At 35.5% G+C, this 12,185-nt stretch carries 7 protein-coding genes and 1 rRNA gene; 1 reads left to right on the top strand and 7 read right to left on the bottom strand.

All coding sequences use genetic code 11. The features are described 5' to 3' along the window. Positions 1-20: 20 nt before the first annotated feature. The 6 genes from adhE to glmS form a co-directional block, all read right to left on the bottom strand. Positions 21-2,630 (bottom strand): bifunctional acetaldehyde-CoA/alcohol dehydrogenase, encoded by a 2,610-nt coding sequence (gene adhE / locus J2Z60_RS07700; protein ID WP_209687121.1) that lies wholly within the window; start codon positions 2,628-2,630, stop codon positions 21-23. Between the two features lie 240 nt (positions 2,631-2,870). Next, positions 2,871-4,040: a mannitol-1-phosphate 5-dehydrogenase gene (locus J2Z60_RS07695; RefSeq protein ID WP_209687120.1), complete on the bottom strand. Its 1,170-nt coding sequence runs from the start codon at positions 4,038-4,040 to the stop codon at positions 2,871-2,873. A 1-nt stretch (position 4,041) separates the two neighbouring features. Then, a complete protein-coding gene (locus J2Z60_RS07690) occupies positions 4,042-4,488 on the bottom strand; it encodes a PTS mannitol transporter subunit IIA (RefSeq protein WP_209687119.1) in 447 nt (148 codons plus the stop codon). Between the two features lie 16 nt (positions 4,489-4,504). Continuing rightward, the gene (locus J2Z60_RS07685; protein WP_209687118.1) at positions 4,505-6,283 is read right to left on the bottom strand and encodes a PTS mannitol transporter subunit IIBC; all 1,779 of its coding nucleotides are present in this window, start codon (positions 6,281-6,283) and stop codon (positions 4,505-4,507) included. A gap of 125 nt (positions 6,284-6,408) precedes the next feature. Beyond that, positions 6,409-8,460, bottom strand: coding sequence for a BglG family transcription antiterminator (locus J2Z60_RS07680; protein WP_209687117.1), 2,052 nt, complete (start codon positions 8,458-8,460; stop codon positions 6,409-6,411). Between the two features lie 87 nt (positions 8,461-8,547). Beyond that, positions 8,548-10,359: a glutamine--fructose-6-phosphate transaminase (isomerizing) gene (glmS, locus tag J2Z60_RS07675; RefSeq protein WP_209687116.1), complete on the bottom strand. Its 1,812-nt coding sequence runs from the start codon at positions 10,357-10,359 to the stop codon at positions 8,548-8,550. Between the two features lie 262 nt (positions 10,360-10,621). On the opposite strand from glmS, the gene J2Z60_RS07670 reads away from it, so the two are divergent. Then, a complete protein-coding gene (locus J2Z60_RS07670; RefSeq protein ID WP_209687115.1) occupies positions 10,622-11,995 on the top strand; it encodes an amino acid permease in 1,374 nt (457 codons plus the stop codon). A gap of 95 nt (positions 11,996-12,090) precedes the next feature. Here the strand turns inward: J2Z60_RS07670 and rrf are convergent. Then, positions 12,091-12,185 (bottom strand): 5S ribosomal RNA (rrf, locus tag J2Z60_RS07665); the annotation flags it as partial.

Raw genomic sequence — 12,185 nt, 5'->3', positions numbered from 1 at the left:
TATAATCATGAGTAAATTATTTACTTCTCAATACCTTCACCACTGTAAGTCTTCTTCATTAACTCTACAATTTCGTTAATTAATAAGGCTGATGGATTGGTTACCGTGTTTTGGTCACCATAAGCTTCAACTGCAAGATCTTCAACTTTAGCATTAAATTCAGATTCACTTACACCATTTGCCTTCAAGCTAAGTTTCATACCAACTTGATGAGCTAATTCAACGAACTTCTTAACTAACTCATTAATCAATTCTTCATTACTGTTACCCTTCAAGCCTAGGGACTTAGCAATTTCAACATAATCTTTATCTGCTCTATAAACAGAGTAGTGTGGACGCATAGCAAGCTTTCTTGGACGTTTAGAGTTGAACTTAATTACGTATGGCATTGCAATAGCATCACTTAAGCCGGCTGGAATATTGAAGGTTGATCCTTCAGTATGAGCAATTGCGTGACCTACACCCAAGAAGGCATTAGCATAAGCCATACCAGCTAAGGTAGCCGCATTATGCATCTTGCTACGAGCAATCATATTACCATTGTATGATTTTACTAAGTTTTCAAAGATAAGCTTAATTGCTTCCATTGACCAACCACGAGTAAAGTCAGTTGCCATGGTTGATACATAGCTTTCTAGAGCGTGGGCTAATGCTTCAAAGCCTGAACGTGCTATTAATTCTTGGGGTAAGTTTTCAACGAATTGGTCATCAACGATAGCAACATCTGGATTCAAGGCATAATCACAAATAGTGTACTTGATACCATTATTAGAGTTCTTGATAATCGCAAATGGTGAAACTTCTGAACCAGTACCAGAAGTAGTTGGGATACATACCAATTGAATTGAATTGTACTTAGGGAAGCGGACAGTACGCTTGCGAATGTCCATAAACTTTTGAGTAGCCTTAGCAAAGGTCATCTCTGGATCTTCATAGAACAAGCGCATAGCCTTAGCAGCATCCATTACTGAGCCACCACCGATGGCAATGATTACATCTGGCTTAAAGATCTTCATCCGGTGAACACCATCTGCGACAGTATCAGTAGTTGGATCAGATGGTACAGTTTGGAAGACTTCGTAGCTCTTTCTACCACGACGTTGACTAATAATATCAGTAATTTCATTGGCAAATAATGAAGCTACCGTTTCATCAGTTACAATAAAGAATCTCTCAACATCAGGCATATGCTTTAAGTAGTTGGCAGCGTTGTGTTCGAAGTAGGTTTTGCTGGGAACTTTTACCCATTGCATATTATCTCTACGCTTAGCTACTGTCTTAATATTCAATAAGTCGCGGGCGCCGATATTGTGTGAGAAGGTATTAGCACCATATGAACCAGTACCTAAAGTCAATGATGGCAACATATTATTGTATAAATCGCCTACACCACCAACAGAAGCTGGTGAGTTAACTAAGATACGGCATGCATCCATCTTCATAGAGAAGTCATCAATGACAGCTTGGTCATGTGAGTGAACGCCAGCAGTGTGACCTCTACCACCATAATTCAATAAGTCACGGCAGATTCTATAAGCGTCTTCATGATCTTTAGCCTTATATAAAGTAAATACTGGAGATAACTTTTCAGCTGAAAGTGGGAAGTTTCTACCGACACCCTTATATTCTGCAATAATTACCTTAGTATCTTCTGGTACGTCAACACCACATAACTTAGCAATTTGGTAAGCTGACTTACCAGCAATCGGACCAGCTACTGTACCACGCTTAGGGTCGATGAATTTTTGTTCGAACTTTTTAATCTCTGTAGGAGTTAAGAAGTAGCAATTCCAAGCCTTGAATTCTTGTTTAACTTCTTCATAAATATCTTCATCAACAACAACGGAATTTTCAGAAGAACAGATCATCCCATTATCAAAGGTCTTAGATAATACAATATCATTGACTGATTCGGCAATATTAGCTGTCTTTTCAATATAAGTAGGACCATTACCAGGACCAACACCAATTGCAGGTTTACCAGATGAATATGCAGCCTTAACCATACCTGGTCCACCAGTTGCCAAGATAGTTTGAACATTAGGATGTTGCATCAACTTGCTAGTAGCTTCTAGGCTTGGGTGTTCAATCCATTGCACTGCATCTGCAGGAGCACCGGCAGATACTGCAGCTTCACGAATAATTTCAGCGGTCTTTACACAAGACTTTTGTGCTTGTGGGTGGAAGCCAAAGATAATTGCATTTCTAGTTTTTAAAGCAAGCATAGCCTTAAAGATAACAGTTGAAGTTGGATTAGTGACTGGAGTAATACCAGCAATAACTCCTTTAGGTTCGGCAATTTTTACTAATTGCTTTTCTTTATCTTCTTCAATCACACCAACAGTCTTTTCGTGACGTAAACTGTTCCAGATATTCTCGCTAGCGAACATGTTCTTGATAGCCTTATCTTCAACAACACCTCTGCCAGTTTCTTCAACAGCCATTTTAGCTAAGAGATAGTTATTCTTTTCACCTGCAGTAGCAACTGCTTCACAGATCTTGTCTACTTGTTCTTGGCTAAAGTCAGCCATCTTATCTAAGGCAACATGTGCCTTCTCTACGTAGCTATTAATCATCTTATCTACGTCAATAGTTTTAGGACTTTTTTCTACTTTACTTTCTTGCACCATTGAGTGTGCCTCCTACAAAGTAATCTTCTTGTGATTTTTTTATCAAAGTAAGTATATAACTAAAAAAATCATCTGTAAAGATATTTGTTAATTTTTTCTCAAATAAAAATATTATAAAATAAGCAATTTAATATCACATATTATTTATATTGAAAAAATATTCACATTTATAAATGTTAATCTTTATAAAAAAAGCATCATTTTGGAAATAAACCAATAATGATACTTTTTACTCAATAATTAAGCCTTCTTATCTTCTTCAGCAGCTTGGTATGACTTTTCAATTTCATTGACAAGCTCAGGATCGTCCTTAAGACCTGTAGTTTCAACAATTACATTTCTTAAATCTTCATCCTTAAGCATTTGCATTAATTTAACGCTTTCCTTATCGTTAGGCTCATCAAAATGATAGATTCTGCCCACTGTTTCCATTAAGGCATCATAGCTTAGATTGCGGTCTTTTAATTCACGAATTGGGCGAATAAATCTTTCATTGTAGCCTAACTTACGGATTGGAGTTCTACCAACACGCGCAATATCATCTGAGATATATGGGTTTTGGAATCTGCTTAAGATCTTGTTGTGATACTCTTCTAGACTTTCTTCAGTAAATTCCTTGTTCCATTTATTAAACAACAATGAACGAGTTTCACTAAGTACACGCTTAACTTGTTTTAATACAAATGGATCCTTAATTGCATCCCCAATAGTTGAATATCCTAAACTCTTACCAGTGTAAGCAACAGTTGCATGTCCAGTATTAACAGAGAATAGTTTTCTTTCGATATAAGGTTCAAGGTCTGGAGCATAGTCAACACCCTTGAGCTTAATATCCTTATTCTTCATCTGACTTTCGTCAATAACCCATTCTTTAAAGTCTTCAACAGAAACAAATAATGGATCTTCATTATTCTGGATTGGTACAATTCTATCTACAGCTGCATTAGGAAAGCCAATATACTTATCAATTTCAGGCTTTACTTCATCATCTAAGTGCTTATAAACTTCTTCTTTTAAGTGTTGTGATCCACCAATCATGTTCTCACATGCAATAACATCTAGCGGCTTAGTGTTACCTGACTTAATTCTTTCAGTTAAGCCTTGAGCAATTAATGGTGCAATAATGTCCAAAATCTTTGGTCCAATAGCAGTTGTAACCATGTCAGTAGTCTTAATTGCTTCAACTACCTTCTCAGGGTTCTTGGCATTATTAATGCCATCGACATTAGAAACATGAATTCTCTTCTTGCCAGGTGCAGCAAGCTCAATATCATATTCACCACGTTTATTTAATTCGTCGATAATTGTTTCATTAACATCGACAAAGTCAATTCCAAAGCCATTATCAGCTAAAGTTTCACCAATAAATCCACGACCAATATTACCTGCACCAAAATGTACTGCTCTCATTTTACTTTCCTACCTCTTTCAATAAATCAATTACTTCTTCAGGTGTTTGCGCATCTGCAAGTTTAGCTACATTTGAAACATCGCTACAAAAAATTGCAATTTGTGATAAAAGATTTAAGTGTTCATTGTTAAGTCCAGCAATTCCGAACACAACTGTTACCAATTGCTCTGTATCATCATCTGGATTACTAAAATCTACTCCCATTGGAATCTGTACCACTGAAATACCTGTCTTTTTGATATGTTTTTTGCCTTCATCTGTTCCATGAGGAATAGCGATAAAGTTACCCATATAAGTTGAAACATCATTATTTCTGGCAATCATTGAATCAATATAGCCAGGTTCAACGCAGCCGCCATCAACTAAGAGTTGACCGGCCATGCGAATTGCCTGATCTCTAGTTGGTACGTCTTGATTGAGCTTTATCATCTTTGAATCCAATTGCATATCTCTCATCACCTCTCTAATTTAATTTATTGATAATTTCTTGAAGCTTATTATCTTGAAGTAAGTCATCAACAACTACAACTTGAATATCACTATATCTCACTACTAAGTTCTTCTTAGCTGCTGGAGTTACGATTACTAAACGAGCATCATCATCGCTTAATTCATTTATCTTCAATGCCTTAACCGGCTCTGATTTACCAGCCTTCTTTAATCCATCTTCAAATAAGCTTCTAGCCATTGTTGCTGATCCAACATGTTGGTCATGACGGATAAAGTCAATTTCTTTGATCTTATTAAAGTCAATTCCCTCAATTGATCCAGCAGTCTTTTCTTTTTTAGCTTCTTTTGGACGATCACTAACTTGAGTTAATGCTTTTAAGTTAGCGACAATTGTGTCATATTTAGGGCTATTTAAGAAGTTACCTACAGATACGTGCATTGCATTTGGAGTCTTTTGCAAAGCACGGTCTGCTAATTCGGCTTGAGTTACAACTAACAATCCTTGTTCATCTTTTAAGTTTCTAACGGCGGTATTAGTTACTGAAATGTCAATACCAGCCTTCTTAAATTTATCACGAAGCAGCGATGCTCCCATTGCTGAAGAACCCATACCAGCATCACAAGCAAAGATAACTTTCTTAATATCTGCATATGACTTAACTGAATCTTGAGCAGTCTGTTCGCTAGGCATCTGCTGACCTTTAGATTCTGCCTTCATTGATTCCATTTCTTTTTGCTTGGCAGCTAGGTCACCTTCACCCTTGTCACGCTTAAGAATAATTGCAGCTATAATGAATGACACAACTGCAGCGCCAGCAACACCAATGATATTACCTAAATAAGATCCCTTAGCTGAAACAAGTAAGATAGCTAAGATAGAACCAGGTGAAGCAGCAGCTTTTAATCCACCATTAAACATGGTAAAGAGTGCTGTACCAGTAATACCACCACAAATTGCAGCTATAATTAAAGCTGGCTTCATTAAAACGTATGGGAAGTAAATTTCATGAACCCCACCAAAGAATTCAATAATTGCAGCACCTGGAGCTGAAGACTTGGAGCTTCCTTTACCAAACAACATAAAGGCAAGTAAAATTCCTAAGCCTGGTCCTGGGTTAGATTCCATTAAGAACAGAACTGACTTACCTACTTCTGAGGCTTGCTGGATACCTAATGGAACTAAGATACCATTACCAATTGCGTTATTTAAGAATAAGACCTTAGCAGGCTCAATAATGATATTAGCAAGTGGCAATAAGTGGACGCGGATAATTGCATCAACACCAACACTTGCCCAGTAACTACCCCACATCATAATTGGGTTAATTACAAAGTAGGCAAAGATGGCCAAGATCATGCCTAAAATACCCAATGAAAAGTTGTTATAGATCATTTCAAAACCAGATATAATCCTATCTTGAAATGCATCATCAAGCTTTTTAAGTAGCCAACCACTGAGTGGTCCCATGATCATGGCACCTAAGAACATTGGTTGCTTAGTACCAACAATTACACCTAAAGTAGCAATTGCACCAATAACCGCACCACGATCTTCATGGATCATTCGTCCACCTGTATACCCAATAAGTAATGGCAACAAGTAGATTAACATTGGCTGAACTAATTTATTAATTTGTGCATTTGGGAACCAACCATTTGGTGTCATAAAGATTGCCGCAGTAAGACCCCAGGCAATAATGGCACCAATATTAGGCATAATCATACCAGATAAGGCAGTCCCAAACTTTTGAACTTTCACTTTTAATGAAGAGCTATTCTTCGATTGCACCATAAGTATTTTCCCCTTCTCTCTTAACTTACATATTCATCATAGCTTGTCAGGCAAGCGCTTACAACATAATAAAAATAGAACTCTGGCACAAAAGTTAGTGTCAGAGTTTGCTCATCATTTCACGTTTATTTAAATTTTCTTTTTATTTGTTGTAAAAACTGGTCCGCAATAGCATTCTTGATTTGATTTTGACTAGCATTAGTAAACAACTTAAAGTTAGTATCGTTCATAATAATCATGCTAGATATCATGCTCATGATGCTTTGCTCTGTTTCTGATAGCTTTTCCGGTCCAAGCATTAATAGAATTCGCTTAACTGAAATTTCAGTATGGTCCATCGCCTTCATAGATAGTTGATTATCTAAATCAAAAATAACAAAACTACACTTCTTTATTTCCTTATCACTTGTATGTAGTAGGGCTAGTTGACTATTAGGTATTCCAACAGGAGCCAGTTGGATTCTCTGTAATATTTTTTTAGTAACTTCAGTTTGATTTCGAATTACATTCTCTGTATTAGCTACACACTCTTGCACTACTGAAATTAAATCTAATGAATTATTAGTAAGTCTTTGAACTCTAATATCGTTGACCAATTCACTAGAGGTTAAAGCTTGAATTGAAATTTCTGCTAATTTTTTAACTGCATCTTGCCGCAAATGATCTGTCTGGTGAGTAGGCTTGAGTGAAAACTTTCGTTCATAATCTTTGAGATAGTTTTTTATTTTAGAAATTTCATCACTTAATAATAGTGGACTGACTAATTGGTACTTTCTTGAAAAGCCCTTCAACTCTAAAGTAGATAAAATCAAATCATAGTCTTGCAAGTTTAGTCGACTTAAATCTGCTACTTTGCTAATTTTTATCTGCTTAATCTCTGGTAGCTCTTGCCTTAATCTTGTTCTTAAAATTGCCGAAGTTCCAATTCCATTTTCACAAATAACCAGCGCATTTAGATCATGATTATTCCTAGAATTAGTATATTCATTGGCAAAATATAGTAATAGTAGCTGCAATTCAGACTTGTTGATTTTCTCATCTAAAAAGATCTTCGGCCAAGCTTCTGATATTGCTCGATACAGCTTACTAAAGCGTTGGCTCAAGCTAGTTAAGGTTTCAATCCTAGCATCAGGTAAAGAAGTGACGCTTCTTCTTAAAAGTCCAATAATATGCGTACTTAGCCTTTTAATAAAGTAGGGATTCTTTTGAAAATTCCAATGTACCTTTTCTGAAACTTCTTTGACTAATCTTTTAACCTTAATTGAAATTATTAAATCATTGTCATTATCATAATGCATGTTAACCTGTTTACCATCACAGATCATGACCTTTTCGGCTAAGTAATTTACATCTGCTTGCTCAATTTGCAATTTTTTAGTATCAGCTGCTAACGCCATAAATTTAAAGACTAATCCTTCATACTTGAGCGATCCTGCTGCCTGCTTAAAGTCTTTAATTAAATGACCACTAGCAATCCGTTTTAATGTAACTACAAAGCTCAAGATTAAATCAATAATTTGATGGTCTGAATTTAAGTGAATTACATCAAAAATAGTACTTTCTAACCAGTTCCTAACTTGGATAAGTTCTTTTTTAGAAAATAATTCTAAAAAGAAGTTGTTATTCTTACTATCTTGATGATTTAAATAATGAAAAAATTCATAATCATTAATTTCACTTAATAATATGCCGATCAAAATCTGCCTTCTACGATATTCATCGATCTGAATATTTACGCCAATTCCCGGCATCCTTACCAACTTAACACCGTAATTAGCTAATAATTTGCTAACAACGTCTAGGTCATTTTGAATAGTAGCTTCACTAACTTTCAAATCCAAAGCAAACCTTATTATTTTCTGTGGTTCATCACTAAGCAATAACAATACAGCAATAGCCTTCTCACGTGCTTGAACGCTCATCATGGTTTGGCTAGGCGTTTGCTGGATTAAGGATTGTAAATCAGCTAGGTCTTGTTTATCTCCTATTAAAGAATATTTATTTTTCTTACTTATTAAGTTTACATTTTGTTCTTTTAAAATATTGCGTAAATCATTAAATTCACGATAAACAGTACGTCGACTAATATTAATGCGTTGTTCTATTTCAGCTACAGTAATCTCTTGACTAGTCAGAAACAAGGAAAGGATAGCCTTTTGCCTTTCGGTTAAAATCATTTACTTCTCCATAAAAATACTCTTTATCAGCTATATAAAAAAAGATAGGTATAGTACCTATCTTCTAATTATCAACTTTATAAGCATTTATTCAACTGTTACACTCTTAGCTAAGTTACGAGGCTTATCAACATCTAATCCCTTATCCTTAGATGCATAGTAAGCTAGGAGCTGAGTTGGAACAACAGTCAATAGAGGTGATAGTAAATAGTCAATATTAGGTAAGACTAAGGTATCACCATATTTGGCTAACTTCTTAGCTGCAATCGTAATTACGCTAGCACCACGAGAAGCAACTTCTTGAATATTACCACGAGTAAGATCAGCAGTTATTGGGTCACTAATAAGAGCAATAACCGGAGTCCCTTCTTCAATAAGTGAAATAGTACCATGCTTAAGTTCAGCTGCCGCAAATCCTTCTGTTTGAATGTATGAAACTTCCTTAAGCTTCAAAGCACCTTCCAAGGCAACAGCGTGATCAATACCACGACCAATGTAAAAGGCATTACGTGAATGAATCAAGTATTCGTCTGCAAGCTTCTTAATCTTCTCTTTACCATCAACAATTTGTTGGATACCTTCTGCAGCAAGAGCAAGTTCTTCTTTTAAAGCAAAGTTCTTAGCATTTGGATTAGCTAAATTTTCACCAATTGCCTTAGCCAAAATAGCCTGAAGAGCAACTTGAGCAGTGTATGCCTTAGTAGATGCAACAGCTATTTCTGGACCTGCCTTCAAAAGCATAGTATAGCTAGCTTCACGAGATAAGGTTGAACCTTCAACATTAGTCATAGTAAGTGAAGGAATACCACGCTTATTAGCTTCCTTCAAGACTACTCGTGAATCTGCTGTTTCACCAGATTGTGATAAGAAGATAAAGAATGGGTTCTTACTCATCATTGGGAAGTGATAGCCGGCTTCGCTAGCATAACCAACTTCAGTTGGAATACCAGTAAGAGTCTCAAATAAGTCTTTACCAACAAGACCTGCATGATAACTTGTTCCTGCAGCAAAAATATATAAACGGTCTGCCTTAGACATTGCGTCTACAATATTCTTGTCTACTACTGGATGACCAGCATCATCTAAATAATCTTGAGATAAGTGACGCATTACACCTGGTTGTTCATCAATTTCTTTAAGCATGTAGAATTCGTAGGTGCCTTTTGATGCAGCATTAGGATCAATATTTAAAACATGTGGCTCACGCTCTTGCTTTTCACCATCAAAGTTTTCAATTATAAATGAATCCTTAGTAATATCACCAACGTCACCATCTTGCAAGTCAACAAATGTCTTAGTTTGGTCTAAAACGGAAATAGCATCTGAAGCAATAATATTAAAGCCATCACCCAATCCAAGCATCATAGGTGACTTGTTCTTAGCAATATAAACGTGATCAGGCTTAGTATTGTCAATTAATAGGAAGGCATATGAGCCCTTTACAAGCTTCAATGCTTCCTTAAATGCTGAAAATCCATCCAAATTCTTATCGCGAGCAATCTTACTAATTAATTGCACAACAACTTCTGTATCAGTATCTGAATGAAACTTCACACCTTGTAAGTATTTTTCTTTTAATTCTAAGTAGTTTTCAATTACACCATTATGAACTAAGTAAAAACGCTTAGTTTCGTCAAAATGAGGATGGGCATTATCAACAGTTGGTTGCCCATGAGTAGCCCAACGAGTGTGTCCAATACCAACTAATCCTTGTTCATCAGGAGTCAACTTATCCTTTAAATTAGAAATACGACCAACAGCTTTAGTTAGATATTCATTACCTTCTAAATCGTTTAAGTAAATACCAGCTGAATCATATCCACGATATTCAAGATTAGTTAAACCATTTAAAATAATATCTCTGGCTGATTTACCTACAACGCCAACAATTCCACACATATTTTTCTCCTTTGGTCTAGTTCAATTTAAATAAATGGACTAGTTAATATTTGTTATTACGTCTGCAATCATAAACTTTTTTTCTAAATTGGTCAAGCATATTTTTTATAGTTGGTATATTTTTAATTAATGATTAACTTAGAAAATGACAATCCATCTTAAAATAAGTTATTTTAGAAAAAAACATTAAAGAATTTAGCTTTTTTCAAAAGTAGTACAATTATGTGTTAAAATTTTATAGAACCTAAGAAAGGAGAATTGAATGAAAAAACAAGACTCTACTTCCTCTAATAATGGAAATAAAATGAAGCGGAGTTTGACTAATACACATGTACAATTAATCGCCCTAGGAGGCACAATTGGTACTGGGCTTTTCCTAGGTGTTGGAAGCAGCATCAACCAAACTGGTCCATCTGTTATCCTGATTTATATTCTAGTTGGAATTTTTTTGTTTCTTTTGATGCGAGCGTTAGGAGAAATGATTCTTTCAGACCTGCATAAGACTACCTATATTGATTTTATTACTCAATATTTAGGTAAGAATATCGGCTTTGTGACAGGTTACTTATATTGGTTCAGTTGGTTAACCTTAGCCATGGCTGAAACTACCGCACTAGGAATTTATTTTCAGTATTGGTGGCCTAATACGCCTTCCTGGCTTCCTGGTACTATTACATTTGTAGTTTTACTAGGAATCAATCTAATTTCTGCCCGCGTATTTGGAAACTTGGAATTTAGCTTTGCAATCATTAAGATAATTACTATTATCGCATTTGTAATAATGATTTTCTATTTAATGTTTACAGGTCATTCTACTAAATACGGTATAATCGGATGGAGTAATTTTATTACTGACGGTGGATTTTTCGCCAGAGGTTCTAAAGGATTCTTGCTTGGATTCCAAATGGTTATCTTTAGCTTTATTGGTGTTGAGCTAATTGGCTTAACGGCTGCGGAAGCTCAGAATCCGAAAAAGACAATCGTCAAAGCGATTAATCAATTACCAATTAGAATTATTTTATTCTATGTATTGGCCATCGTCGCTATTCTACTAGCAATTCCATGGGAGAAGGTTTCTACTAGCAGTTCTCCTTTTGTTCAGGCATTAGGAGCTACAGGAATTAAAAACGCAGGTTCAATTATTAATTTCGTCGTAATTAGTGCAGCTGTATCTTCAACTAACAGTTTTATTTACAGTGCTGGACGTCTACTATTTTCAATTAACTATAATGGTAAAAGCAAATTCAGCAAAACATTTGGTAAATTGAACAGACGCCAGCTACCACAAAATGCATTGATTTTCTCTACATGCATGATTGCCATTGGCTTGGTATTAACATTAATTATGCAAAATGCTTTTAATTTTATTTCTGCTACTGCAACGAGTATGTTTCTAATAATTTGGTCAATCATGATAGTGACACACATGAAATTTAGAAAAGTTACTCCCACTAGTGAACTTCCTAAGTACAAAATGCCTTTATATCCGATTTTGGATATACTAGATTTGCTTTTCTTTGGTGCTATGATAGTAATATTACTCATATTTGAAAAGTATCGTATCCCAATGATTAGTGCATTAGTCATCTTCGTATTATTAATTTGCATAACGAAGTTCGTTAGAGAAAATAAATAGCTATTAAAAATCCCTACTAACAAAGGTAGGGATTTTTCAATATGCAAATAAAATTTTATAAAAAAAGAGAGGACATTTGTCCTCTCTCCTATTTAGCACGGCGACTACCTAACCTCGCAGGCAGTTTCCCACCAACTACTTTCGGCGTTAAGAAGCTTAACTTCTGTGTTCGGCATGGGAACAGGTGTTT

Source organism: Lactobacillus colini (assembly GCF_017874575.1).
Lineage (GTDB): Bacteria > Bacillota > Bacilli > Lactobacillales > Lactobacillaceae > Lactobacillus > Lactobacillus colini.
The sequence above is the reverse complement of the archived record's forward strand: the minus strand, read 5'-3'. Positions and strand labels throughout refer to the sequence as shown.

Bases quoted from the DNA above. Each gene is read 5' to 3' on its own strand.
- J2Z60_RS07690 (WP_209687119.1), bottom strand. From the start codon at position 4,488: ATGCAATTGGATTCAAAGATGATAAAGCTCAATCAAGACGTACCAACT.
- J2Z60_RS07680 (WP_209687117.1), bottom strand. From the start codon at position 8,460: ATGATTTTAACCGAAAGGCAAAAGGCTATCCTTTCCTTGTTTCTGACT.
- adhE (WP_209687121.1), bottom strand. From the start codon at position 2,630: ATGGTGCAAGAAAGTAAAGTAGAAAAAAGTCCTAAAACTATTGACGTA.
- glmS (WP_209687116.1), bottom strand. From the start codon at position 10,359: ATGTGTGGAATTGTTGGCGTTGTAGGTAAATCAGCCAGAGATATTATT.
- J2Z60_RS07695 (WP_209687120.1), bottom strand. From the start codon at position 4,040: ATGAGAGCAGTACATTTTGGTGCAGGTAATATTGGTCGTGGATTTATT.
- J2Z60_RS07685 (WP_209687118.1), bottom strand. From the start codon at position 6,283: ATGGTGCAATCGAAGAATAGCTCTTCATTAAAAGTGAAAGTTCAAAAG.
- J2Z60_RS07670 (WP_209687115.1), top strand. From the start codon at position 10,622: ATGAAAAAACAAGACTCTACTTCCTCTAATAATGGAAATAAAATGAAG.